Genomic DNA, 24,955 nt, shown 5'->3' with positions numbered 1-24,955 from the left:
CGGGCACGGAAGGGCGACAGGCCGAATAAAGATCAAAGCCCAGGTCGGTGGATACCACCCCGACCTGGGCTTTCGTATGGGTGGAGCCTAGGAGATTCGAACTCCTGACATCCTGCTTCCAAATCGGTCTGCTCTTCAGGGGAAAGGCCCGCGACCTGGGCGACAACGGTCCACGAGTGACCGTGAGTGCCCCTGTTGACCGCCCTTAATGGCACGATGATGGCACGGCGATCACGCTCACGACCTGCAGAAACAGTCTCCTCTGCCGCGACTTCATCAGTGCCCGGCTGCGCGAAGCCGATGAATGGTCACAATTTGCCCATTAGACACGTAAACCGCATATCGCCCCAGGCTATATAGATCATAATGGCGGCCCGGTACACGCGTAGATCTTCATCCGGAGCCGGTCTCGACCGCCTGCGTGTGCCTCGGTCGCCGGCATCGGGAGGAACCTCGTCTCCTGCACGACGGTCCGCAACGAGAAGAAATAGCCGCAGCGAGCACAGTGGCTGCGTTGATCATGAGGGGCACAGTGGATGACTCGTCTGATGGCTGAGGCTTCGCCCGGCTCTGTTTCCGCGGAGAGCGCGGGCGGGCGGTCGAGAGGTTGGAGGCCGAGCGCTCGGGTGCGTACCGCGGCGGTAGGTGCGGTACTGGCCGTGAGCGCTGCCGGTGTGGCGGTGACGGGTCCTGCGGCGGCCGCATCCGGCGACACCTCGGGCGCGTACGCGTGGGGAGACAATTCCGTGGGGCAGTTGGGCATGGGGTCGACAGACAATCTGTCCTCCCCGGCCGCCGTTCACGCGGTCAGCCAGGTGACCCAGATCGCCGCCGGCGGTTTCCACAGCCTGGCGTTGCGCTCGGATGGCACCGTGTGGGGGTGGGGCGATAACACGCGGGGGGAGCTGGGCAACGGAGGGTATGCGGCGCCTACCCCGGTGCCGGTGCAGGTGTCTGGCCTGACGGGCATCGTGCAGGTTGCAGCCGGCTTGGGCTACAGTCTGGCGTTACGCTCGGACGGCACCGTGTGGGCGTGGGGTATCAACACCGATGGGCAACTTGGTGACGGCACCACCACCGACCGCCGTACCCCCGTGAAAGTGAGCGGATTGATCGGGGTCACCCAGATCGCCGCCGGCGGTTTCCACAGCCTGGCGCTGCGCTCGAACGGCACCGTGCGCGCCTGGGGCTGGAACTACGCCGGGCAGCTCGGTAACGGCACCACCACCAGGCGGACCACTCCGAGCGCGGTCAGCGGCCTGACCAAGGTGACCCGGATTGCCGTCGGCCGTGAGCACAGTCTGGCGCGGCGCTCGGACGGCACTGTGTGGGCGTGGGGTTCCAACGGCTACGGGCAACTCGGTGACGGCACCACCACCCAACGCCGTACCCCCGTGAAAGTGAGCGGATTGACCGGGGTCACCCAGATCGCCGCCGGTGATTCCCACAACCTGGCGGTGCGGTCAGACGGCACCGTGCGGGCCTGGGGCATTAACCCCTCCGGGCAGCTCGGTGACGGCACCAGCACCCAGCGGAACAGGCCGGTCACCGTGTCAGGCCTGACCAATGTCGTTCAGGTCAGCGCGGGCGGCGATGACAGTTTCGCGCTCCGCTCCGACGGCACTGTGCGGGCCTGGGGCGACAACCGATTCCGGCAGCTCGGTGACGGCACCACCACCAACCGCCATACGCCGGTCATCGTGCGTGGGCTGAGTTCGGTGACTCAGGTCTCGGCCGGATTCTGGCACACGCTGGCGAAGGTGGGGCCCCCGGTGCTGACCGCCAAGGCGTCGATCAGCGGCACCCGTATCGTCGGCGACAAGCTGACCTGCAAGGCCACCTTCATCGGTACCACCTCGGTCAGGTACAGCTGGGTGAGGGACGCAAAGGTGGCGATCCCCGGCGCGACCGCCGCCACCTACACACAAGTAGCGGCCGACGGCGGACACAAGCTGACGTGCAACGTCTTCGGCAACAACGGCGAGGGCACCACCAGCACCTCGGCGATCACCACCGTCAAGGCCTCACCCCTTCAAATCACCAAGATCTACTACGACGCGCCCGGCACCGACACCGTCGCGAACACCAGCCTCAACGGCGAGTACGTTCAGATCAAGAACCTGGGCACGAGCGCAAAGACCCTCACCGGCTGGACCCTCCAGGACAAGGCGACCCCTCGCTCCACCTACACATTCGGCACGTTCACCCTCGGAGCCGGCAAGACCCTCACCATACGAACCGGCAAGGGCACCAACACCTCCACCACCCGCTACTGGGGCAGAACCTACGCCGTCTGGAACAACGACACCGACTACGCCTACCTGCGAAACCCAGCCAAGACACTGATCGACTACTGCTCCTACAGTTCGACGAAGGTCGACTACAAAACCTGCTGAGAAACATCAATGCCCACCATCTCGGCTGACTCATCAAGCAGGCACTGAGAGATCCAAATGGATCGGGCACTCAGCAGGCACGAAGATCGAAATCAGCGCCCCAAAAATCAAGGCCTGGGTCAGGGAGCATGCCCCCGACCCGGGCCTTGCCGTTGGAAAGGGCGACGGCGTTCTGGTGCGGGATATAGCGGCTTCCCATGCCGGCCTGGGCATGTCCCGCTACCTCATCGGCTTAACGGCTCGGTGACCGAAGCACGCAACGGGCATGGAAGCCGTAGAAGGCCGAATAAAGATCAAAGCCCAGGTCGGGAGAAGGATCCCTGACCTGGGCTTTCGTATGGGTGGAGCCTAGGAGATTCGAACTCCTGACATCCTGCTTGCAAATCGGCCTGGTCTTCAGGGGAAACGGGCGCGACCTGGGCGAGGGGCAGTCCGCGAGTGACCGTGACTGCCTCCTGTTGACCGCCCTTAATGGCCCGCTAATGGCCCGATGATCAGCTCAGCCACGCGGATCCCCGAGTCACCCCCGGACACGCACACGTGTGCGCGGGTCCGGGGAACGCCCTACCCATCATGGTTGTGTCGGACATAATATGGGCATGAGGAAGTTGCGCTTCTACCGGTCGGCACGCAAGCACCGCATCGGGCAGGCGCGTGCTCTTCACGTGGTTCGATCCGGACCGCCGGCCATTGTTCCGGCCGCCGACCCTAATTTGGAGGACCGATGGGTGTGGATCGGCCCAGATGATAGGGGCGTCGAACTGGAAGTGATCGGCATCCTCACCGATAAGTACCTGGTGATCATTCACGTGATGCCGACCGCGTTGAGGAGGAGGAAGCCATGACCGAGCACCGAGAAGCGTGGCCGCCCGACGATATCGAGTTGGTCCTGGATCACGACTCCGAGATCGACAGTGACGTCGAAGAGATCTACGACAGCAAGGGCAATCGGATCACCGACAAGTATGTGGATGATGCGATCGCCGATGTTCACCATGCGATCGATGAGGGCCGCGTGCCTGTCCCGACCAGCCGCGGCGGGCGTCCCTCCCTGACACGCGAAGGGACGCACTCACCAAGGGTGTCCTTCCGGGTACCCGAAGAACTACGCGAACGCGCGAAGGCTCGAGCCGAGCAAGAGGGTAAGACGGTGTCCGCACTGGCCCGAGAAGCCTTCGAGCAGTTCCTCAAGGCAGGGTGACTTTCAGAACGCCCTGTTGATAGCGGAAACGCAATCCGCCGGAGGGCGATTGCCGCTGCGCCGGTTCCGTACTTCGCTGCCTCGCAAGATCGAAAAGGCCACTTCCTGATCATGGGAAGTGGCCTTTGACCTTGGGTGGAGCCTAGGAGATTCGAACTCCTGACATCCTGCTTGCAAAGCAGGCGCTCTGCCAGCTGAGCTAAGGCCCCGAAAGCGAGTCACTGACCAGGAACAACGCCGTCTGTGGTGCGACTTGTTCCGGATGCACACCGTAGCAACAGCCCGGCCCGCGCGCCACTCGACTTCCTCCGTCCCCGCGTGGAAAACGGTTCCACCTGCGGAATGGCCGAGACGAGCTCCTGTCAGGCAGGCGTGACGATCTCGCTCGCACTGACGTCACTCGCACCTACGTCACCGCTGAGGATCAGCGAAGGAAAATCGGCGATCGAGTCGATGATGTGCGTCGCCCCGGCGCCGACCAGCCGTGCCCGGCTGTGGCCGCCCGTCATCACGCCGGCGACGATCGAGGCGCCCGCACGACGACCGCAGAGCATGTCGCTCTCGGAGTCGCCGGCCACGGCCACCTCCCTGACGTCCTCGATCCCCGATCGCAGGCCCGCCGTCAGCACCAGGTCGGGATAGGGCCGCCCGCGCCCGGCATCCTGCGGGGACAGCGCCAGATCGAGCTTGTCCGCCCAGACGAGCGCGCTCAGGACCCGGCTGAGCGTGGACCTGCTGAAGCCGGTGATGAGAGCGATCTTCACCCCGGCGTCGCGCAGCTTCTCCAGGGCCTCGACGGTTCCGGGCAGAGGAACGAGCCCGCTCCGGTCGATGGCCCCTTCGTACGCACGCTCGAACGTGAGGTTCGCCGCCCGCGCCTGGGCCTCGTTGTCCGGGAAGATCCCGTGGAAGACATCGATCTTCGGGCAGCCCCGGGACCGGTGCACATGCACCATGGCACGCGCATAGGCACTGGTCCCGGGAACGATGCCCTGTGTGGCGATCGCCTCGGCGAATGTTCGCTCCACCATGGCGATGTCACCGATCGTGGTTCCCGCCAGATCGAGGCAGGCCAGTTTCACGGGTGCCATTCCCGGACCCTTCCCACGATCAAGACCCATCTCGGGTAATCAGTTCTCGCTACCTGTCGCCTCGGTCCACAGGTCAAGCTCGGCGCGGTTAGTCTGCACCTTGCGCCAGACCAGCAGCCCCCCGAGAGCGACCAGCGCGAGAACGAGCAGCTTCTTCACGGTGTGACCCCACTTCTCAACGGTCTCACCTGCCGGGTGAGACAACGCCCGGTTCTACGGTTCTCTGCAGCCTAGCAAGGGTTCGGCGCGTCACCCTGATTGCTTGAGAATCGGTTGCACCAGATCAATAATTAACGGCCCGCCTGCCGGGCATGCCGTACGGCTTGCGCGACCGGTTGGTGAATCATGACTGCCCAGGTCACACCATAGCTAACCCTCGCACCACCCGTCCGGCGAGCGATCACTTGGACCCCGTTTCGGACACCACACCTCGGCTCCGCCGTGAGCGTAAGACCGTCCGAGTCGGCGGAAAAGGCTCCCAGCCGCCTTCAAGGAAGATCCACGCAAAGTCGTAGCGTCGTGCCGTGAGGCCCCGTCCTGACATCCCGATGGACCAGACGATTCATCAGCCAGAGACCACGCCCCCCGAAGTCGAACCGGGTCGACGGATAGTCGAGATCAAGGGCCTTTGCGGGGATGCCGGGCCCCCTGTCGGACACCTCGCAGATCAGCTGACCGGACTCCGTCCACAGCGCGATGTCTCGTGGCGGCAGGCCGTGCCGCACCGCGTTGGTCAGGGCCTCGTGGACGGCCAGCACGAAGTCCTCCAGGGCGGCACCCTCCAGCCCGGCGTCTCGCGCGGACTCCGTGACGAGATGCCGCACCCTGGTGACCGAACCGAGTTCGAAATCCAAGGTAAGCAGGCTGCTCACCAACGTCATCATCGCCTTCCGCTTTCACACAGTGGCAAACACTCCCCTTACCACCGAGGTGCACCTGACACATCTTGCCTGCCGATCGGGCATTTTTCGCAGCGTGACAGAGCTGTTGCCGAAGGGAACGACGAGGAACGGCGGGGCGAAGGTGGGCTCAGAGGTCCGCGGAGATCTCGTGGAGGATGCGCCGGGTTTCCGTCGCCGGCTGCGCCTTGATGCACAGGCGCTCCATGACCGCGAGATAGCGGTCGACGTCCTCTCGCTTGTCGAGATAGACCGCGCTGGTGAGCTGTTCGAGGTAGACGACGTCGGGGAGGTCGGCCTCGGCGAAGCGCAGGATGCTGAAGGGTCCCCCCGCGGCCGCGTGACCGCCGGCGCTGAACGGCACCACCTGCAGGGTGACGGTGGGCCTGGTCACCAACTCCAGAAGGCGGTCGATCTGGCCCCGCATGACGGCGGGGCTGTCGGGTGAGCGCCGCAGCACCGACTCGTCGACGACGGCCCAGACATGCGGTGGATCCGGCCGGGTGAGGAGCTCCTGACGGGCCATCCGGAGCTGGACGCGGCGCTCGACATCCTCCGGACGGGCGTCGGGATGTCCGAGCCTGATCACCGATCGCGCGTAGTCCTCGGTCTGCAGCAGTCCGGGCACGAACTGCACCTCGTAGTTCCGGATGCCGATGGCCGCCTGTTCGAGGCCGACGTACGCCTCGAACCACGAAGGGAGCACGTCGTCGTAGTTGTGCCACCAGCCGGGGACGTTGGCCTGGGACACGAGGGCCAGCATGGCGGCCCGCTCGTCCTCGTCGGCCACGCCGTACAGGGTGAGCAGGTCCGCGACGTCCCGTCCTCGGATGCTGACGCGGCCGAGCTCCATGCGGCTGATCTTGGAATGCGAGGCGCGGATGGCCCTCCCGGCTTCCTCAAGCGTGATGCGCCTGCTCTCACGCAGGCGGCGCAACTGGGTGCCCAGGAGGATCCGCAGGACCATGGATGTTCGAGGTGGTGCAGCGGGGGTGCGCGGGTGAGGCTGTGCGCCCTCCGTCGGGGCCGTAGTCATTAAGGTCCTTTTGGGCCGTTCCAATGATTTACGCCTCGTTAACAATACCCGCGCGACCCTTTTTGGCAAGCCGTAATGCTAGTCCTCGAGAAAATCGTCGAAATCGCCATTATCAACGGAGTGCGCGAAGGCAACAAAGTCGTCGCGCGTGTAAACGAGAACAGGGCCTGCCGCGTCTCTGGAATTTCTCACGGCCAGCCGCCCGTCGGGGAGCTCGGCGATCTCCACGCAGTTGCCGTTCGGATTGCTGTGCCTGCTCTTGCGCCAAACGAGGCCGGGCAGTTGCGACGCGTTCATGCCGTTGCGGATCTCGGTCATCGGACCTCACCTCCGGTTCACCGGTCAGGATACGGCTCCCCGCCTCCGAGAGGGGCTGCACGTGCATCCGCACTTGCATAAGGACATCAAAGGGGAGCATTATGACTAACCGATTCATCTCATCACATAGCTGACAGGGACCGCACAGGGCTCTTGATGACTGGGATTCGAACGGACGGCGCTTCCCTGGTGGAAGCCGACGGCGACGGCTGGGAACGGTGGTCTGACACCGCCGACCAGGCGTTTCCGATCGGCCGAGTCTGGCCGTGGGAGGCCGTCGAACGGGGCGGCGGGCAGCGTGAGCTGGAGGTCGCGGCGCACGAGTGCCACCGCGACATCGCCGCGGCCGGTACGGCACGGCGCTTCACGACGGGCGTGCTGCGGACCTGGGCCATGCCGGACATCATCGACGACGCCTCGTTGGCGGTCAGCGAACTCGTCGCCAACGCCGTCGGCCACGGGCTGCGCCGTCCGACCTCCGAGCCCCATCCGGTGCGGCTCTACCTTTTCCGGTCCCGCCATTCGGTGGTGTGCATGGTCACCGATCCGAGCAACGATCCGCCGATCCTGTGCGCACCCGATCACGTCGCGGAGAGCGGGCGGGGCCTGCAGCTCATCGCCGCGGTGAGCCACCGGTGGGGCTGGACGCCCCTGCGCCCTCTGGGCAAGGCGGTCTGGGCGGGTTTCATCGACAGGACGATTCGCCGGGCGTCCGGTCACTGAACGAGAGAAATCGCTGAAACATTTCCGCGGTTTCCCGGAATTCAATTCACTCAGGACTCCGAGAACTCGGCGGCAAATGTCTTCCGTAGGCGAAACCCCCGGTCGAATGCCGTTGACGTGCCGGCTCGACCGTCCGCGCGGGTAAATGTCACCGAGCGCCCGGAGAAGCGAGAGAGTCCCCGCGATCGGGCCCGCGGGACGCCCGCTGAACTCTCCCCGCCTCCGGCGCGTACCTGCCTGTGAATCCTGCCTTCGAATCAGGCGAACCACGGCGCGGGAACGAGGAACATGCCATGAAGAGGTCGCTCACGGTCTGGGCCGCGGCAGCCGGAATCGTCGTGGCGTCGTTGACCGGATGCTCCGCCGCCTCCGGATCCGCGGCCTACGGACAGGACGCGGCCGCCGCACCCGCCGCCGACAAGGGCAAGGGCGGTCACAACGACGCGGACGTCCGCTTCTCCCTGGAGATGATCCCCCATCACTGGCAGGCCATCCAGATCGCCGCACTCGCGTCCGAGCGTGGGTCCGACTCCTACGTGAAGACCCTCGCCAAGGAGATCACCAAGCACGAGGCCGCCGACATCCGGGTGATGTCCGGGTGGCTGCGGTCCTGGCGGGTCGAGGTGCCGAGCGGCGACATCGACCTGGGTCACGACATGCCAGGGATGATCTCCAAGACGCAGATCCTGGCTCTCGAGGGCAGGTCCGGCGCCGACTTCGACCGGTTGTGGCTCTCGGTCCTGGCCAAGCACCTCGACGCGGGCGTCGCGATGGCGGAGAAGGCCGCCGGCTCAGGTGAGCACCAGGGAACCAGGGATCTGGCCAACAAGATCGTGAAGACGCAGCGCGCCGAGATCGAGCAGATCGTCGACCACCTTCAGTGAGCCCCGTCAGCCCAGCGCGCGATCGAGCTTGAATGCGGCGCTGATCAGCGCGAGATGCGTGAAGGCCTGCGGGAAGTTGCCGAGTTGCTCCCCCGTGCGCCCGATCTGCTCCGCGTACAGACCCAGGTGGTTGGCGTAGGTCAGCATCTTCTCGAAGGCCAGCCTGGCCTCGTCGAGTTGCCCGGCGAGGGACAGCGCCTCGACGTACCAGAACGAGCAGATCGAGAAGGTGCCCTCGTCCCCCCGCATGCCGTCGGGAGTGGCCACGGGGTCGTAGCGGTACACCAGCGAGTCCGAGACCAGCTGCCTCCCCAGGGCGTCCAGCGTGGACAGCCACTTGGGGTCGGTCGGGGAGACGAACATGGCGAGCGGCATCATCAGGACGGCCGCGTCGAGCACGTCGTCGTCGTAGTGCTGGACGAACGCGCTCAGACCGGTCGACCAGCCGCGTCGCATGATCTGCCGGTAGATGGCGTCGCGGGACTCACGCCAGCGCTCGATGTCGGCCGGCAGCCCCCGCCGCAGCGCCATCCGGATGGCCCGCTCGATCGCGACCCAGCACATCAGGCGGGAGTAGACGAAGTTCTTGCGGCCGCCGCGGGTCTCCCAGATGCCTTCGTCGGGCCGGTCCCAGTTCTCACAGACCCAGTCGACGAGCACGCCCACCTGGTCCCATCGGTCGCTGGAGATGGGCCGTGCCCACTTGTCGTACAGGTAGATGCCGTCGATGAGCGCTCCGTAGATGTCGAGCTGCAACTGGTGGACGGCTCCGTTCCCCGTGCGCACCGGCCCGGAGCCCTCGTAGCCCTCCAGGTGCCCGAGTTCCTGTTCCGGCAGGTCGGTGCGGCCGTCTATGCCGTACATGATCTGCAACGGGCCTGATGGACCGACGCCGCACATCGTGACGTGGGTCGACAGGAAGTCCATGAACGCCTCGGCCTCACCGACGAAACCCAGCCTGAGCAGCGCGTACACGCAGAACGCGGCATCGCGGATCCACACGTAGCGGTAGTCCCAGTTGCGCTCGCCGCCGATCTGCTCCGGCAGGCTGGTCGTGGGGGCGGCGACGATCCCCCCGGTCGGGGCGTAGGTGAGCAGCTTCAGCGTCAACGCGGATCGGTGGACCATCTCCCGCCACCGGCCGCGGTAGCGGGACGAGGACAACCAGTTACGCCAGAACCGCACGGTCGCGGCGAACTGCTCCTCGGCCTCCGCGAGCGGGCAGCCCTTCAACCCGACGTCTTCGCTGACGCGATCGAGCGCGAAGACGGCGGACTCGCCCTCGAGAAGCTTGAACTCCGACCAGACATCCGTGCCGTCGCTCTCCATCGGGACGCTGGTGGTCAGCGCGAGGCTGAGCGACGGCGTCTCGAAGATCGCCTGGTGGCCCTCGACGCGCAGGGTGTGCGGCTCGGTCCCGTAGGAGAACCGGGGGGCCACCCGGGCCCGGAAGGGCAGCGTGCCGCGGACGCACAGGACGCGCCTGATCAGGCGGTGTCTGTCGACCTCGCGCGATTCATCCTCAACAGGCATGAAGTCCTGGATCTCCCCCACCCCGTCGGCGGCGTAGAACCGGGTGATCAGGACATTCGTGTCCGGAAAGTAGAACTGCTTGGTCCGCGCCGGCACACCGGCGGCCAACTCGAACGAGCCGCCGCGGTCGGCGTCGAGGATCGACCCGAACACGCTCGGAGCGTCGAAACGCGGGCAGCAGTACCAGTCGATCGTGCCGTTGGTGCCGACCAGCGCCACGGTACGGAGATCACCGATCAGTCCGTGATCGGCGATGGGCAGGTAGCGGGAGCCCGTAGAAGATCCGGATTGCGTCATCTCGGCCCTCTTGTCACCGAATTTCTCTCACGCTATTCCGCGTGGACGGTCCGCCAGGTCTGCCCCGGCCCAAGGAGCGGCCAGCTTTCCCCCAATCCGTACGGCCGGACGTCGCTCAGGCCCCGTCCGGCAACACGGCGAGAGCGCGCTCCGCCGCCTCGCGGAGGGCGACGACGCTGCGTTCGAGGCCGGCGCGCTCGTCCTCCGACATGGCGGGCTCGAACATCTGCTGCACGCCGCCGGCCCCGAGCACGCTGACCAGCGAAAGCGTGGTCTCGTACGGGGGGTAGTAGGCCGCCACCGGCAACACGGCCCGCTCGTCGCGCAAGACGGCCTCGACCAGGAGCGCGGACACGACGCCGATGCCGTACTGGCTGGCGCCGGTCCCCTCGATGATGGTGATGTTGGCGAAGCGGATGTCGTCCTCGATCTCCCGGCGAATCAGGTCGACGGGCTCGCCGCACCGGGCCAGCAGGTCGAGGACGGGAGTGCCCCCGGCCGACGCGGACGACCACAGGAGGACCTCGGACGTCCCGTGCTCGCCGACGACCATGGCCTGGACGTCCCTGGGCCTGACCTTCAGCCGATCGGCGAGGTGGACGCGGAATCGCAGGCTGTCGATCAGCGTGCCGGTGGAGAACACCCGATCGTGCCCGGCCAGACGCCGCGTGAGGACGGCCAGCGGATCGGGCGGGTCGGTGACCACCATCAGCACCGCCTCCGGCGCCGCGGCGACGACCCGGGGCACGATGCCGGCGTAGATCTCGGCGTTCGCCCCGATGAGGCGCCGCCTCCCCTCGGGGTCGGAACGGTCGGTCGCGCCTCCGGACTTCTCGTTCAGGCCCGCCGTGATGATCACCACCGCGGCCCCGGCCAGGTCGTCGTAGCCGCCTGCGCGAACCTCCACGGTGGGCGCAAGCGGCGTCGCATAACGCATGTCGGCCGCCACTCCCGCGGCCCGCCGGGAGTCGAGATCCACCAGGACGATCTCCCGGCACATCCCGCCCCGCTCGATCAGGGACAGCACGGTGGCCGCCCCGACCGCGCCGACTCCCACCACCCCGACCTTCACCATCCACCGCCTCAGGTCTCGACCTCATCGGACTTGCCCGCGGAACGGATGATCCGGCACCGCTTGCGGCAGATTTTGGCCGCTGCTGACGGGCGGAAACCAGAAAATGGGACACTCGGATAGGAAAGGTGACAATACGGAAGGCAGGGGGCGTCGCCATGGCCAGACGCACGGTCGCCGACCAGTTCGTGGAGATCCTGCTCGCCGCCGGTGTCCGGCGGATGTACGGGGTCGTGGGGGACAGCCTCAACCCCGTCGTCGACGCGGTCCGCCGCCACGACGACATCCAATGGGTGCACGTCCGCCACGAGGAGACCGGCGCGTTCGCCGCGGGCGCGGAGGCGCAGCTCACCGGGCGGCCCACCGCGTGCGCGGGAAGCTGCGGCCCCGGCAACGTCCATCTGATCAACGGGCTCTACGACGCCCACCGCAGCATGGCCCCGGTGATCGCGCTCGCCGCCCAGGTGCCGAGCACGGAGATCGGCACCTCCTACTTCCAGGAGACCACTCCCGGCCTCTACTTCCGGGAGTGCAGTTACTACTGCGAGACGGTCTCACGGCCCGAGCAACTGCCGCGGGTGGCCCAGATCGCGATCCAGGAGGCGATCGGCCGGGCCGGGGTCGCGGTCGTCGTCCTGCCCGGTGACGTGGCCGACCAGCAGGCGACCGCGACCTATCTGGAACATCCGTACCGTCTCGAGCAGCAGCCGACCGCACGGCCGTCGGACGCCGTGCTGGAGGAACTCGCCCAGATGGTCGACCGGGCCAGGCGGGTCACCCTGTTCTGCGGCCGCGGCGTCGCCGGCGCACACGATGACGTGGTGGCACTGGCCGCGCGGATCAAGGCCCCCATCGGCTTCGCGCTTCGCGGGAAGGACTGGATCGCCTACGACAATCCGTACGAGGTGGGCATGTCGGGCCTGCTCGGCTACGGCGCCTGTTATGACGCGATGCACGAGTGCGACCTGCTGGTGCTGCTGGGCACGGACTTCCCCTACGTGCAGTTCATGCCGTCCGAGCCGAAGGTCGTCCAGGTCGACCTGCGCCGTGAACGTCTCGGCCGCCGGTCCAAGCTGGATCTCGGCGTGTGGGGAGACGCGGGGGAGACGGTCCGAGCGTTGCTTCCCCGGGTCGCGGAGAAGTCCGACTCCTCCTTCCTCGACCGGATGCTCCGTCGGCACGAGGAACTCGTCGGCCGACTGCGGACCTACGCCGAGGAGGTGAGCGACCACCGTCCGATCCATCCGGAACATGTGGCGTCCACGCTCGACCGGTTCGCCGCCGACGACGCCGTCTTCACCGTCGACACCGGCATGTCCACCGTCTGGGCGGCGCGCCTGATCAACGCCACGGGCCGGCGCCGTCTCCTCGGTTCGTTCGTCCACGGCTCGATGGCCAACGCGCTGCCCCAGGCGATCGGCGCGCAGGTCGCGTATCCGGGGCGGCAGGTCGTCGCCCTGTGCGGAGACGGCGGCTTCGCCATGCTCATGGGCGACTTCCTCACCCTGCTGCAGTACGACCTGCCGGTGAAGGTGGTCATCTTCAACAACGGCTCGCTCGGCATGGTCGCCCTGGAGATGCTCGTCGCCGGCTACCCGCCGTACCAGACCGGTCTCAAGAACCCGGACTTCGCGGCCATGGCGCGCGCGGCCGGGGTGAAGGGCATCCGCATCGAGGACCCCGCCGACGTACGGCAGGGCCTGCGCGAGGCCCTCGAGACGGACGGGCCGGTCCTCGTCGACGTGCTCACCGACCCCAACGCCCTGTCGATGCCGCCCAAGATCAAGGGGGAGCAGGTCAGGGGGTTCGCCCTCGCCATGACGAGGCTGGTGCTGGCCGGGGAGGCCGACGAGGTCGTGAACATGGCACGCAGCAACCTGCGCAACCTTCCCCGGCCCTGACGTCAGCTGGGGCGCGGCGCGATCTTGTCGAGCTCGGCGAGCGCCTGCTCGTCCGGGACCCATGCGCCGGCCGCGGCGTTGGCCTTGACCTGCTCGGGCTTGGTCGCACCCGCGATCACCGAGCCCACCGCCGGCTGAGCGAGGAGGCCGCCGATCGCGACGTCGAGCAGCGTGACGCCCTGCCGCTCGGCGAACGCCTCCAGCGCCTCGACGACGTCGAACCGGGCGTCGGTGAGGTACTCGGGACGGCCGGCCAGCCGGGTGCCCTCGGGCCGGGCCTGGCCGCGGCGGTACTTGCCGGTGAGCAGGCCGTTGGCCAGCGGGAAGAACGGCAGCAGGCCGATGCCGTGATGAACCAGCGCGGGGCTGAGATCACGCTCCACCGCTCGGTTCAGGAGGCTGTACTCGTTCTGGGCGCTGATGAAGCGCTCGTGCCCTTCGGTGCGGGCGATCCACTCGGCGTCGGTCACCTGCCAGCCGGCGAAGTTCGACGAGCCCACGTAGCGCACCTTGCCCTCGCGCACGAGGTCGGCCAGCGTCGAGATCGTCTCCTCCAGCGGCGTCGACGGGTCCGGGGCGTGCATCTGGTAGAGGTCGATCCAGTCGGTCCGCAGCCGGCGAAGCGACCGCTCGACGGCCTTCCGGATGTACCGCCGGGAACCCCTGGCCCCCCAGTCGGGGCCGTTGGCGCCACCGGTGTCCATGCCGAACTTCGTGGCCAGCACCACATCCTCACGGCGGCCCTTCAGGACCTCGCCCAAGAACGCCTCGGACTCTCCGTAGATGTCGGCCGTGTCGATGAGGGTGATCCCCACCTCGAAGGCCGCGTCGACGACCGCCCGCGTCGCGTCGACGTCGATCCTCCGGCCGAAATTGTTGGCGCCCAGTCCGACGGCCGATACGACGAGCCCCGAGTCTCCGAGCCGCCGGTAGGTCATGTCCGCCATGTTCACTCTCTCCTCATACGCAAGCCAGGTCACACGGTTCAGCGCCGTTCGCGCCGGACCAATTCCACTACGGCGGCGATGTCGGCCTCCGCCCACCCCAGCTCGGCGGCCTCCTCGTAGAGCCGCTCGACGAGATGGGCGAGCGGCAGGACGACCCCGTGCTCCTCCGAGACCTCCCGGGCGAGCCGTACGTCCTTGGCGCCGAGTCGCGTGGTGAACCACCCTTCATGGGCGCCGCCCACGATGTCGTCGATCCGGTTGCGCAGGATGGGCGGCACGGTCGCCCACCCGAAGAGCTGGTTGCGCACCCCCGCCATGTCGAACCCCGCGGCCTCCGCCGTGACGACGACCTCGGACACCAGGACGACGTTCGCCATGAGCAGGTAGTTGTTGAGCAACTTCAGGGTCACCGCGCAGCCGGGGTCGTCGCCCAAGTAGGCAGAGGAGGCGAAGGCGTCCCTCCAGACCGGCTCCAGCCTCTCGGCGGCCGTCCGATCGCCGCCGAGCAGGACCCGCGCGTTGCCCAGCACGAGGTCGAGCGGCCCGCCGAGGATCGGGGCGGCCAGGAACCGGCCCCGAGGCACGAGATCACGCAGGGCGCGCGACGTGCTGGGGGAGACCGTGCTCATGTCGGCCACCACGAGGTCGTCCCCGCTCGGCATGTCGTCGACGAGCCGCGTCATGACGTCACGGACGGCCCGGTCGTCGGTGAGGGACATCAGGACCGCGTCCGCCCCCTGCGCGGCCTCGGCCGGCGAGAACGCCTCCGTGGCGCCGTCCTGCACCACCTGCCCGGCCTGGCCGGGCGTCCGGTTCCACACCGTGACGGAGAAGTGCTGGGTGAGCAGGCGCTGCGCGAGCGCCCGGCCCATCCGGCCCATTCCGAGCACGGCTATCCGCATATGTCACCCCCCTTCCCAATTGTCGCTTTCTCCGTATCCCGGCGGACATAGGGGTGGGCGTGCAGCAGGATGATGCCCATGCGACCTCTACGGCACAGCGTCCGAGCGATCCTCTTCGACGGCGACGAGATCGTCCTCTTCAAGCGGATCCGCCCGGGGCGCGAGCCGTACTGGATCACTCCCGGGGGCGGGGTCGAGCCCTCGGACGCCACTTTGGAGGCGACCCTCCGCCGCGAGCTCGACGAGGAACTCGGCGCGACGGCCGGGCCCGCCCTGCGCGTGCTCACCATCGTCGAGCAGGAGAGGCTGACCACGGTCTACGCCTGCCGGTTGGTGCACATGGACCTGAGCCGGCGCAGCGGACCCGAGTTCCTCGACCCCGCGAACGGCATCCACGAGATCGTCCGGGTGCGGCCGGAGAAGGTGCGGGAGCTGAACCTGATCTCCCCGGAGCTGGCGGACTTCATCGCGGACGGCGCCACCACCCTGCCCGCGCTCCTGGCCGCGGCCACCGACGCCCCCGGCCGCTACCGGCCGGTCGTGGACGTCCACCTCCTGCTCTTCGACGACGAGGGACGGGTGCTGCTCGGCCGCCGTCAGAACACGGGATACGCCGACGGCGAGTGGCAGGTCATGCCGTCGGGGCATCTGGAGGAGGGCGAGTCGATCATCGACGCGACCGTGAGGGAGGCGAGGGAGGAACTCGGGATCGACGTGTCCGGCCTGACCGTCGCCCACGTGACGCACCACCGCAACCCCGGCGGCACCGCCCGTGTGGGGATGTTCCTGGTGGCCCGCACGACGAGCGGCACGCCCGTCAACGCCGAGCCCCACAAGTGCGCGGAGCTGGCGTGGTTCCCCGTCGACGCCCTGCCGGACCGGACCGTCCCCTACGCCCGGGCGGGCATCGAGGCCGTTCGGGACGAACTCGGCTTCTCGCTCCACGGCTGGGATCTCCCGACCGTGTCCCTGCTCGAGGCTGAGGCCGTACGAGCCGGGTTCGAGGAGTTGTCGGTGTCGCTCATCGGGCACCACGACGGCAGCGTGCTCGTGCTGTCCGACGAGGAGACCGACCGCCTTCCCTCCACGGTCGCACGGCACGGACTCGAGGCCGCCCTCCGTGTCCTGACGGATTCCGATCAGGCCCGGTTCGTCGGCGCGGACGACTACATCTCGGTCGACGGCAGGCGTGGACGGCGGTTCGTCTTCGCCGCTCCGCTGCCCGCCGGCTCACCCGCTCTCGGCTCCGCCGCGGTTTCACGTGAATCCACAGCTCCCGCAGAGGCCGGCGCGGGACGCCCGGCCCGAGTCCGCCGGCTGCCCGCGCAGGATGTCGACGCGAGCCGCATGCCGCACGCAGAACGTGCGCTGGTCGCACAGTGGCTCCGCGGGGAGTGACGACGTGGAACTGATCGCCCGGGGGAGGACGGCTGACTCACCAGAGGCTGCGGGCCCTCCGGCCGGCAGGTCCGCCCTGCGCCCCTCCGGCCGACGTCTGGCCGGTTCAGGGCCTGAGGGCGCGGACGACGGCCTCCCTCAAGGTCGTGGCGGGACGGCCGAGCACGAGTGAAAGGTCCTCGGTCTGGCTCTCCAGCGCGCCCGCACGGACCTGTCCGTGTAGCCAGGCGAGCGGACCGGCGACGCTGTTCGGATCCTCCCGATGGGCCACGGGAGTGCGGGACACCTCGGCCAGGATCTCGGCGAGCTGTGGATAAGTCCACAACGGTCCGGTGAGGTCGTAGGCGAGACCCAGGTGGCCGTCCCCCGTGAGCACGTTCGCGGCCGCCTCAGCGAGGTCGGCGCGGAACGCGGTGTTGAGACCGCGGCCTCCGGTTGCCCCGGCCAGCTCACCGGCCGTCACGGCTGCCCGTAGGCCCTCGTTGACGAACGCCTCGCCGTAGAAGGGGTTGCGCAGCATCGTGTACGGCAGGCCGCTGTCCAGAATCGCCTGCTCGGTGGCGTGATGCGCCGCGGCGACACCCGCGTCGCCCGTGTCCGCGCCGAGAACGCTGGTGTAGGCGATCGCGCCGACCCCGACGTCCCTGGCCGCCTTGACGGCGGCGAGATGCTGAGGAACGCGGCGGGCCGGATCCAGTTCCGGCGAGGAGATCAGCAACAGCCGACCGGCGCCCTTGAAGGCGTCGCGCAGACTCGCCGTGTCGTCGTAGTCGCCTCGCCGCACCTGAATGCCGCGCTCGGCCAGGTCGGCGACACGGCCGGGATCGCGGACGGCCGCGACGATCCGGCCGGGGGAGACGCGGGCGACGAGATGCTCGATGACCAACCGGCCGAGCGCGCCCGACGCGGCCGAAATAACGATCATGGAATCATTCACGGGGCTCACGGTCGTTCCACGGGCGGGCTCGCGTCAACAGATTTTCACCGCGGGCCGCATCCGGGGAAATTCCTGGAGCTCCCACTCCGGAGGGATCCGAATGACTGGTCCATCAAGCCGACTGCAGCGCCCGGGCGGCGACGACAAAGAACGGGTAATCATCTGCGCTTTAGATCATTCGGCGGGGGACCGGCGCTCGGTCACCGGGTATGCAGGCTCACGTTACCCATGTCCGCGCCGACAAAGGCGACCACCAGCGAATGACGTGAGAGGCAGGTGCGCGACAATGCGTCGTCATCGTGCGGGAAGTTCGTTTGCCGGCGTGGTCGTCACCGCACAGCTGCTGGCATTGACCACCGCCGCCTTCGCCCTTTCCGGAATCACCGCCACCGCGCAGGCGAGCGCGAGTAGGGGAGCCTCGGAAGGCCCCTGGGCACCCATCATCGGCGAAGGGCACGGCCCCGTCTGGAACCGCAACCAGGGACGGCACAACCAGAACGCGCCTGCCATCAACAGCCCCACCACCGTCACGGGCGTGCAGCAGGTCAACAGCGTCAGCGAGAACACCAACACGCAGTCCGGCCTCTGCAAGAGGGGCGCCCGGGTCTGCAAGATCCATCAGAAGCTCAACTTCTTCCGTGGCTGGTGACGACCGGCCCCACCCCTGCGGCCATCGGAAAATGGCCGCGCATTCACCGGAGTCGATTGAATTTCCCGTTCTTCTTCGTTCCCCGGCAATCATGCGGTAATAACGCGCGCCCCGACCGCGTGAAACATGAGCGATCACACCCCGCCAAGTAAGCTGTCGACGGCTCCGGGCGGCAGGAATACCTGCCAGGACTCGATCGATTCAGCGGGGGGACCGATGATTTGCCAGCGGTACGGCAGGACACCCGGAAGGAAGACCCTCGCCGCGTACGTCGTCGCGGGCGTTTCCGTGTCGGCGGTATTCATCGGCGCCCTGGCGCCTTTCCCCGCGAGTGCGGACGGCAAAGACCCCCGGCCGACGAAGACCGAGGGTCCCGACGTTCTTTCCGCCAACAGCGAAAACTCGCTCTACGGCCGACAGAACACGTCGACGACCACGACCGCGGGCGCGACGAGCGTGCAGAACGCGCTGTGCCGCAATGCCAGGATCTGCAACATCACGCAGAAGGTCATCGTGGTCTCCCCGGAGCAGGCGGTCGAAGTGACGCCGGCCCCCACACCGACCCCCACGCCGGCCGTGACACCGGAGGTGGTCGTCGATCCCGCGCCGGTGGCCGTTCCCGTCGTCACCCCCGAGCCGGTACGGCCGGCTCTCCTCAGCCTGGGATTGCTCCTGTTCCTTCACGGCGCCTGACTTTCTCCGGCGTCGCCGTAGTGCGCCCTCGCCCGAAAGGGGCACTCCCGCCCGGAACGCGGAAAGTCCCGGCGGTTCGTCCGATCAGGACGTGCCACCGGGACATTCGATGAAGCCGTGGCCTCGCTGTGCCATCGGCCGTGAAGACGGTCAGACGCCTACGACAGCGGCGGGTGCGCCGGCGGTCCGCCTGCCGAGTGCACGGTCGGTGAGACCGCCGAACAGCAGGCCCAGCGTCCCCCAGACCGTGAGCTGAATGGCCAGGGAAGCCAGTCGGAACCGCCACAACACGGTCGCGGAGAAGTCGGCCGGAACCTCGTTCACCGCCGGCATCACCACATAGATGATCCCGATGATGACGGCGAAGACGCCCACCGCCACCAGGGCGGCGTTCCATCCGCCGAGCCGGGGCGCGAGCCTGCGGCCCGCGTACAGCGCGACGGCGGTCGTGAACAGGCTCAGCACGATCATCGTGACGTACAGCGTGGTGCGGGAGCCGATGGTGTCCTCGCTCCCCACCGCGGGCGGGTTGGGCGGGTACTTCAGGAACGGGACAACATAGATCACCACGAATCCGACCAGCGCCACCAGAGCCGCGGTCGTCCGAGGCCGGAAGTCGCCGATCCGTCCGTGCGCGAAGGCGAAGGCGATGGAGAACAGGCCGCCGAAGGCCACGCCGTACACGATGAGTGCGGTGATCAGGCCGAACGTCTCCTGGACGGTACGGCTGACCACCTCGTGTTCATGCATCTCACCGGACGCCGCCGCCTTGGCCTCTTCGAACGAGATGGCCAGGGCGACCTGGGGTTCACCGAGGAACCACGCCACGACATAGGCGAGCGCGGCCGCGGCGAGCCCGACGAGCATGCCGCGGATCAGCAGGGTTCGCATCATGAGAGCGGATCCCGGCCGTCAGTGGCAGGGGAAACCGAGCAGATGGCGTCCGTCGTGGACGAATTCGTGGACAGTGCTGCCGCTGATGATCGACGTGGCCCCCTGCTCGGCGCCGACGAAGTACAGCAGGGCCAGTCCGAGCACCGCGGCGAAGACGGCCCAGGGAACGATCTCGCGCACCGGGATACGGAGCGGAACGGGCTTGCCTGAAGGAACGACGACGTTTGCCACGGTTTCTCCTCTCGGGGTCACGCGCCCCGACGACGGAGGACAACGGGTCAGTCTTCTGACTCCCGAGCGCCGCTCTCCCCTGCCTTTTCCGCCTGTCACAACGGTGGCCACCTCAGGGAGGGACTTCTCGGTCACAGCGGCGGGACCGTCCTGGAATCGCACCAGGTTCCTGCGCACCATTGCCTCAATGTTGATTTGTCCCCCAGAGACTCCCTCCTTCCTGCTTGTGACGTCAAGACCGCTTTGAACATTGTCTTCCGGATCACATGCCAGGAGACTCCGCAGGACACTCATGGGGCGCAAGCGAACGACGGTCACAACAAGCCGGGCATACCCGTCCGGTCGGTGCCGCCGGGAGAAGTTAGACTGATCGTCATGCATCGTCTGTCGTGTCCAAGTTGGTGGCGCTCCGCGTAGGAGCGGCCATCACTCGTGCACGACCCGGGCCGTTCGGATGGACGGCCCTTTCGCGTTTCCTCCTGGAATGTGCCGCCCCATCAGAACCGGCGGGCCACCTCACCTTTCAGGAGAACCACATGATCACCGACTTTGATCTTTCGGCCGAAGCTCCGGCCCTCTCGGACGGGATCTCCACCGTCCAGCGCCGCAGTGCCGCGCTGGAGGAGTTGATCCACCGGGATCCCGGCCGATTCCGCGTGCTGACCGGCGACCGCCCGACAGGCCGGCTGCATCTGGGGCACTATTTCGGCACCCTCCACAACCGCGTCCGTCTGCAGGACCTGGGGGTGGAGATGCTGGTGATCATCGCGGACTACCAGGTCCTGACCGATCGCGACGTCGCCGATCACCTCACCGAACATGTCGAGGACCTGGTGCTGGACTACCTGGCCGTCGGCGTGGATCCGGAACGGGCCACGATCTTCACCCACAGCGCGATTCCAGCGCTCAACCAGTTGCTCCTGCCGTTCCTCAGCCTGATCACCGTCGCGGAACTCAGCCGTAATCCCACCGTCAAGGAGGAGATAGCCCAGTCCCAGCAGTCCTCCGTCAGCGGGCTGATGTTCACCTACCCGGCGCACCAGGCGGCCGACATCCTGTTCTGCAAGGCCAACCTGGTGCCGGTCGGCCAGGACCAGTTGCCCCACCTGGAGGTCACGCGCACCATCGCCCGCCGCTTCAACAGCCGCTACGGCAACGGCGTCCCGGTCTTCCCCGAGCCTGACGCCCTGCTCTCCGCGGCTCCGCTGCTGCTGGGGACCGACGGCGCCAAGATGAGCAAGAGCCGCGGCAACGCCATCGCCCTGGCAGCGAGCGCCGACCAGACCGCCAAGCTGATCCGCGGCGCCAAGACCGACGCCCACCGGCACATCACCTACGAGCCCACCACGCGCCCTGAGGTGTCCAGCCTGGTCCTCCTCGCCTCGCTGTGCCTCGACCACGACCCCCACCAGGTCGCCGAGGACATCGGCGGCCGGGGCTCGTCGGCGTTGAAGGAGACCGTCACCGAGGCGGTCAACACGTACCTGGCCCCCATCAGGGACCGCCGCGCTCTGTACGCCCAGGACCGCGACCACATCCGGAAGGTGCTGCGTGACGGCAACGAACGTGCCGCCGCCATCGCCCAGACCACCCTCGACGAAGTGCGGGCCACCATGAACTCCCTCTACTGAATCGAGAACGGTCGCCTCCACGGGCGGCTCTCGACCAGGCGGCGCAGTGGCCATCCGGCCGATGATTCCGCCAGGATCATGGACATGAACCTGCGATACCCCGCCCCGTTGCGTCCCGGTGACCGTGTCGGCGTCACTGCCCCTTCCAGCGGCGTGGACGAGCACCTGCGAGATCGCCTCCAGATAGGCATCCGCACCGTGGAGGAGCACGGATATCAGGTGATCGTCGGGGAATGCATGGACGGCGCCGGGCACGTCAGCGCTCCGGCGGCCGACCGGGCACGCGAACTGATGGAGATGCTCACCGACCCGTCCATCAAGGCCGTCGTACCGCCGTGGGGTGGGGTGACCGCGATCGATCTGTTGCCCCTACTCGACTGGGACGCTCTGCGTGAGGCCGACCCGACATGGGTCGTCGGCTTCTCCGACATGTCGACGATCATCACGCCCCTCACTCTGCTTACCGGCGTCGCGACCATCCATGGCAACAACCTGATGGACACGCCGTACCGCGCGCCCGAAGGGCTGCTCACCTGGCTGGACATAGCGACGATGGACCCGGAGACGGCGTTCAGGCAGACCCCGCCGAACCGTTACCGGGCGCAAGGATGGGACGACTACCGAACCAATCCGCAAGTGCACGAGTTCACGCTCGACACGCCTGGGCGATGGACACGTCTGGACGGCGACGGCGACGTCCAGGTTGAGGGGCGACTCATCGGAGGCTGCGTCGAAACCCTGTGCAACCTCACCGGAACGCCGTATGGCGACATCGCGTCCTTCGCGCGGGACACGGCGCCCGAGGGGTTGATCGTCTATGTCGAGGCCTCAGGGGACGACGCGACGACCATCTGCCGGAACCTGCACGGGATGCGGCTCGCCGGGTTCTTCACCAACGCGAACGCGGTCCTCGTCGGTCGCACCCGGGCACCGGACACCGGCTCGCTCACTCAGCACGAGGCCGTCCTCGACGCCCTCGGCAGCCTTGCCGTACCGATCATCGCCGATGTCGAGTGTGGCCATGTGCCGCCGTACCTGCCCCTGGTCAACGGCGCTCATGCCCAGGTGATGTTCACCGGAGACCGCAACGAACTCACGCAGACGCTCACCTGAACCCTGAGGGCAGCGTGTTCATGCGCGTGCCCTCGGGGACTGGATTCCCGACTGCGATCGTCACCCGGGATTCGTTGGACAACACGTCGACCCACGGCGATCGTTGAGGGATGCGACAGGACGAGATCTGGGACGTCGATGCCGCCCGGCGCTATGACACGCCGGGCACCGGCATGTTCGCGCCCGAGGTCTTGGGGCCGACCGTGGGCCGCCTCGCCGAATTCGCAGGTGACGGCCAGGCGCTCGAGTTCGCCATCGGGACCGGCCGTGTGGCCGTCCCGCTCTCCGAGCGAGGAGTGCCCGTCACCGGCCTCGAGCTGTCAGCTCCGATGATCGACCAACTGCGAACCAAGGTGGACGAAGCGACGATCCGGTAATCGTCGGCGACATGGCGACCACCTCGCCCCGGGGAGGTACACGCTCGTCTACCTCGTCTACCTCGTCTACCTCGTCTACAACACGATCTCGAATCTGCTCACCCAGGCCGAGCAGGTCGCCTGCTTCCGCAACGCCGCCCGCCACCTCACGCCCGGCGGCCGGTTCGTGATCGAGCTGTGGGTACCTGAGCTGCGCAAGCTCCCACCGGGCCAATGTCCGGAGCCGATTTCACCGCCGAGTCGCGTTCCCACGTGTCCGTCTATCGCATCCCCTGAACCAGGGCAGGGCCACGGCTTCGGCGCATGATCGGAAATGGTCGTCATGCGGGTACGAGAAAGGCCGCTCTCCGATGATCGGAAAACGGCCTGTGAACTGCAGTGGGGCTACCAGGACTTGAACCTGGGACCTCTTCCTTATCAGGGAAGCGCTCTAACCGTCTGAGCTATAGCCCCGCGTCGCGCAAGGAACGTTACCGCATCCCGTATCGGGAGGCGAATCACGCCTGAACGAGGAAAAGCTTACCGTGTCCGCACCGCTCCCGCGCCTTCCCACATGGCGGCGGGCCCTTCCGTTGCGATCCGTACGGCTACCGCCCGCGCCCGGGGCGGTAGCCGTACGGCTGGCTATTCGGCCTCGCTGAACGTCACTTCGACGCCGCCGACGAAATCGGCGCACACGTTGTAGATCACCGCACCGAGAGTGCTGAGAGCGGTGATGAGAACGACGTTGATCGCGCCCAGCAGGCCCGCGTAGCCCAGGATGCGCCCGGGGGCGAACCAGCTGCTGATGTCGAGGGTGCTGGCGGTTTTGCTGTCACCGGTGGTGAGCTGGGTGACGGCGTCCGTGATCGAGCTGAACACGCCGATCCCCGACAGCACGCCGTACAGGATCGCGACCGCCACGAAAAGGATGACGAAGCAGACGATCGAGATGACGAAGCTGAACTTCATGGCCGACCACGGCTCGATCCGGCGCAACACCAGGTGGGCCTTGCGGGGCCCCTTGGCCTCGACCTTCTTCGCCTTGCCCTTGGCCGTGCCGCTCGTGGCCTCCGGCCGCTCCACCAAGCCGAACGCGGACCCCCGGGCAGGGGCGTCCTGCGCCGGTGTGACCGGCGCAGGGGCGCTCGGCGACGCGGAGACCGGAGGCGCCGGGGACGAGGCGCCGGCTGCTGGAGAGGTTCCAGGCCGGGAGCCGTCCCCAGAGGAGTAGGTCGGCCTCGGGAACGTCGCAGTGGGGCCGGCGGACTCCGACCCGGGCGTGGCGGACCCTGACGTGACGGGCCCGCGAGCACCGCCCCTCGGCCCGGTGTTGACATCCGGCTTTCCGCCGTCGATCGGCTTGCCACCACCGAACGGCTTGTCGCCACCGGGCTTGGGCTTGCCGGCACCCGATCCGGACTTGCCGAACCCGGAACCGGATCCCGGCCCAGAAGCGGAACCGGACGCCGACTCGTTCACCGCGGGCTTGGCCCCGGTAGGCCCGCCGGCCTTGCCACTGCGGTCGGCAGGAGCGGCGGCGGACGGTGTCGCGACGGCGGGTTTGGCGAAGGGAGCGGTCTGCTCGGAACCGGACTGACGATCGGCCGGCTTCTCGCCGTCCTTGGACGACTGCGACTTCCACGGCTGATCGGCCGCGGAGGTGCGGATGCGCACAGTCGCGTTGTCAGAGTCGGACTCGGGCTTCCCCGCCGGAGTCACATCTTCTTTCTCGGACGCCACCCCGATGACGTTATCGTCTTTGTCCACCCGTTCGGTAACGCCGTCCCTCATTGAGGACGACGCCGGACGGGCGCCCGGCGATTTTTTTCTGGCCGCCCCGGTCGCCCGCG

Annotated in this window: 25 protein-coding genes, 2 tRNA genes and 1 riboswitch; of the genes, 12 read left to right on the top strand and 15 right to left on the bottom strand. The window is 67.5% G+C overall.

The genetic code is table 11. From position 1 onward, the window contains the following. The first annotated feature begins 659 nt into the window (after nt 1-659). The 3 genes from Psi02_RS03980 to Psi02_RS03970 all read left to right on the top strand — a co-directional run bounded on the left by Psi02_RS03980 (nt 660) and on the right by Psi02_RS03970 (nt 3,597). Nucleotides 660-2,396: an RCC1 domain-containing protein gene (locus Psi02_RS03980; RefSeq protein ID WP_203971913.1), complete on the top strand. Its 1,737-nt coding sequence runs from the start codon at nt 660-662 to the stop codon at nt 2,394-2,396. Between the two features lie 599 nt (nt 2,397-2,995). After that, nucleotides 2,996-3,241, top strand: coding sequence for a hypothetical protein (locus tag Psi02_RS03975; RefSeq protein WP_157544893.1), 246 nt, complete (start codon nt 2,996-2,998; stop codon nt 3,239-3,241). Then, nucleotides 3,238-3,597 carry a YlcI/YnfO family protein gene (locus Psi02_RS03970; protein ID WP_084463645.1) on the top strand — a complete coding sequence of 120 codons (360 nt, stop codon included), beginning with the start codon at nt 3,238-3,240 and terminating at the stop codon, nt 3,595-3,597. The genes Psi02_RS03975 and Psi02_RS03970 overlap by 4 nt, the downstream gene beginning before the upstream one ends. Before the next feature lie 136 nt (nt 3,598-3,733). On the opposite strand, the gene Psi02_RS03965 is transcribed toward Psi02_RS03970, so the two are convergent. The 6 genes from Psi02_RS03965 to Psi02_RS03945 form a co-directional block, all read right to left on the bottom strand. After that, nucleotides 3,734-3,806: transfer RNA gene (locus Psi02_RS03965), tRNA-Ala, on the bottom strand. 153 nt (nt 3,807-3,959) lie between these two features. Next, nucleotides 3,960-4,688, bottom strand: a complete 729-nt coding sequence (locus Psi02_RS03960; protein ID WP_239094588.1) for an HAD family hydrolase — start codon at nt 4,686-4,688, stop codon at nt 3,960-3,962. A gap of 39 nt (nt 4,689-4,727) precedes the next feature. Continuing rightward, nucleotides 4,728-4,847: a DLW-39 family protein gene (locus Psi02_RS39930; RefSeq protein WP_239094587.1), complete on the bottom strand. Its 120-nt coding sequence runs from the start codon at nt 4,845-4,847 to the stop codon at nt 4,728-4,730. Nucleotides 4,848-5,176: 329 nt separating this feature from the next. Then, nucleotides 5,177-5,560: an ATP-binding protein gene (locus Psi02_RS03955; RefSeq protein WP_203971909.1), complete on the bottom strand. Its 384-nt coding sequence runs from the start codon at nt 5,558-5,560 to the stop codon at nt 5,177-5,179. Nucleotides 5,561-5,717: 157 nt separating this feature from the next. Next, the gene (locus Psi02_RS03950) at nt 5,718-6,554 is read right to left on the bottom strand and encodes a Sco1979 family transcriptional regulator (RefSeq protein ID WP_239094586.1); all 837 of its coding nucleotides are present in this window, start codon (nt 6,552-6,554) and stop codon (nt 5,718-5,720) included. 147 nt (nt 6,555-6,701) lie between these two features. After that, nucleotides 6,702-6,941 carry a DUF397 domain-containing protein gene (locus Psi02_RS03945; protein WP_203971905.1) on the bottom strand — a complete coding sequence of 80 codons (240 nt, stop codon included), beginning with the start codon at nt 6,939-6,941 and terminating at the stop codon, nt 6,702-6,704. Between the two features lie 156 nt (nt 6,942-7,097). On the opposite strand from Psi02_RS03945, the gene Psi02_RS03940 reads away from it, so the two are divergent. Together Psi02_RS03940 and Psi02_RS03935 are read left to right on the top strand one after the other, a co-directional pair. Then, entirely contained in the window at nt 7,098-7,664 is a 567-nt protein-coding gene (locus Psi02_RS03940) for an ATP-binding protein (protein ID WP_203971903.1), read from the top strand. Nucleotides 7,665-7,957: 293 nt separating this feature from the next. Continuing rightward, a complete protein-coding gene (locus tag Psi02_RS03935) occupies nt 7,958-8,548 on the top strand; it encodes a DUF305 domain-containing protein (protein ID WP_203971901.1) in 591 nt (196 codons plus the stop codon). A 6-nt stretch (nt 8,549-8,554) separates the two neighbouring features. On the opposite strand, the gene Psi02_RS03930 is transcribed toward Psi02_RS03935, so the two are convergent. Next, on the bottom strand, nt 8,555-10,378 hold the full coding sequence (locus Psi02_RS03930) for a glycoside hydrolase family 15 protein (protein ID WP_203971899.1): 1,824 nt from the start codon (nt 10,376-10,378) through the stop codon (nt 8,555-8,557). 115 nt (nt 10,379-10,493) lie between these two features. Next, on the bottom strand, nt 10,494-11,453 hold the full coding sequence (locus Psi02_RS03925; RefSeq protein ID WP_203971897.1) for a lactate/malate family dehydrogenase: 960 nt from the start codon (nt 11,451-11,453) through the stop codon (nt 10,494-10,496). 155 nt (nt 11,454-11,608) lie between these two features. Here Psi02_RS03925 and Psi02_RS03920 point away from each other — a divergent pair, with 155 nt between their 5' ends. After that, nucleotides 11,609-13,351, top strand: a complete 1,743-nt coding sequence (locus tag Psi02_RS03920) for a pyruvate dehydrogenase (protein ID WP_203971895.1) — start codon at nt 11,609-11,611, stop codon at nt 13,349-13,351. A gap of 2 nt (nt 13,352-13,353) precedes the next feature. Here Psi02_RS03920 and Psi02_RS03915 read toward each other — a convergent pair whose 3' ends face one another. After that, the gene (locus tag Psi02_RS03915) at nt 13,354-14,298 is read right to left on the bottom strand and encodes an aldo/keto reductase (protein ID WP_203971893.1); all 945 of its coding nucleotides are present in this window, start codon (nt 14,296-14,298) and stop codon (nt 13,354-13,356) included. 38 nt (nt 14,299-14,336) lie between these two features. After that, nucleotides 14,337-15,200 carry an NAD(P)-dependent oxidoreductase gene (locus Psi02_RS03910; protein WP_203971891.1) on the bottom strand — a complete coding sequence of 288 codons (864 nt, stop codon included), beginning with the start codon at nt 15,198-15,200 and terminating at the stop codon, nt 14,337-14,339. A 78-nt stretch (nt 15,201-15,278) separates the two neighbouring features. Here Psi02_RS03910 and Psi02_RS03905 point away from each other — a divergent pair, with 78 nt between their 5' ends. Next, a complete protein-coding gene (locus Psi02_RS03905; RefSeq protein WP_203971889.1) occupies nt 15,279-16,598 on the top strand; it encodes an NUDIX hydrolase in 1,320 nt (439 codons plus the stop codon). 106 nt (nt 16,599-16,704) lie between these two features. Here the strand turns inward: Psi02_RS03905 and Psi02_RS03900 are convergent, their stop codons facing one another. Continuing rightward, nucleotides 16,705-17,523 (bottom strand): NAD(P)H-binding protein, encoded by an 819-nt coding sequence (locus Psi02_RS03900; protein WP_203971887.1) that lies wholly within the window; start codon nt 17,521-17,523, stop codon nt 16,705-16,707. Nucleotides 17,524-17,857: 334 nt separating this feature from the next. Here Psi02_RS03900 and Psi02_RS03895 point away from each other — a divergent pair, with 334 nt between their 5' ends. Beyond that, nucleotides 17,858-18,184: a hypothetical protein gene (locus tag Psi02_RS03895; RefSeq protein ID WP_203971885.1), complete on the top strand. Its 327-nt coding sequence runs from the start codon at nt 17,858-17,860 to the stop codon at nt 18,182-18,184. A 216-nt stretch (nt 18,185-18,400) separates the two neighbouring features. Then, nucleotides 18,401-18,877: a hypothetical protein gene (locus Psi02_RS03890; protein ID WP_203971883.1), complete on the top strand. Its 477-nt coding sequence runs from the start codon at nt 18,401-18,403 to the stop codon at nt 18,875-18,877. Between the two features lie 150 nt (nt 18,878-19,027). On the opposite strand, the gene Psi02_RS03885 is transcribed toward Psi02_RS03890, so the two are convergent. Both Psi02_RS03885 and Psi02_RS03880 read right to left on the bottom strand, forming a co-directional pair. Beyond that, nucleotides 19,028-19,771, bottom strand: coding sequence for a CbtA family protein (locus Psi02_RS03885; RefSeq protein ID WP_203971881.1), 744 nt, complete (start codon nt 19,769-19,771; stop codon nt 19,028-19,030). Between the two features lie 18 nt (nt 19,772-19,789). Next, nucleotides 19,790-20,002 carry a CbtB domain-containing protein gene (locus tag Psi02_RS03880; protein WP_203952725.1) on the bottom strand — a complete coding sequence of 71 codons (213 nt, stop codon included), beginning with the start codon at nt 20,000-20,002 and terminating at the stop codon, nt 19,790-19,792. 28 nt (nt 20,003-20,030) lie between these two features. After that, a riboswitch (cobalamin riboswitch) is annotated at nt 20,031-20,196 on the bottom strand. A 342-nt stretch (nt 20,197-20,538) separates the two neighbouring features. On the opposite strand from Psi02_RS03880, the gene trpS reads away from it, so the two are divergent. From trpS to Psi02_RS39925, 3 genes are all read left to right on the top strand, one after another. Beyond that, the gene (trpS, locus tag Psi02_RS03875; RefSeq protein WP_203971879.1) at nt 20,539-21,633 is read left to right on the top strand and encodes a tryptophan--tRNA ligase; all 1,095 of its coding nucleotides are present in this window, start codon (nt 20,539-20,541) and stop codon (nt 21,631-21,633) included. Nucleotides 21,634-21,717: 84 nt separating this feature from the next. After that, nucleotides 21,718-22,746 carry a S66 family peptidase gene (locus Psi02_RS03870; RefSeq protein ID WP_203971877.1) on the top strand — a complete coding sequence of 343 codons (1,029 nt, stop codon included), beginning with the start codon at nt 21,718-21,720 and terminating at the stop codon, nt 22,744-22,746. Between the two features lie 110 nt (nt 22,747-22,856). Further along, on the top strand, nt 22,857-23,123 hold the full coding sequence (locus tag Psi02_RS39925) for a class I SAM-dependent methyltransferase (RefSeq protein ID WP_239094585.1): 267 nt from the start codon (nt 22,857-22,859) through the stop codon (nt 23,121-23,123). Between the two features lie 379 nt (nt 23,124-23,502). Here the strand turns inward: Psi02_RS39925 and Psi02_RS03860 are convergent. Both Psi02_RS03860 and Psi02_RS03855 read right to left on the bottom strand, forming a co-directional pair. Next, a tRNA-Ile gene (locus Psi02_RS03860) sits at nt 23,503-23,576 on the bottom strand. Between the two features lie 171 nt (nt 23,577-23,747). Continuing rightward, complete coding sequence (locus tag Psi02_RS03855) at nt 23,748-24,845, bottom strand: DUF3566 domain-containing protein (RefSeq protein ID WP_239094584.1); 1,098 nt, start codon at nt 24,843-24,845, stop codon at nt 23,748-23,750. Nucleotides 24,846-24,955 lie beyond the last annotated feature (110 nt).

The sequence above is a fragment of the Planotetraspora silvatica genome, from assembly GCF_016863315.1.
Lineage (GTDB): Bacteria > Actinomycetota > Actinomycetes > Streptosporangiales > Streptosporangiaceae > Planotetraspora > Planotetraspora silvatica.
The sequence above is the reverse complement of the archived record's forward strand: the minus strand, read 5'-3'. Positions and strand labels throughout refer to the sequence as shown.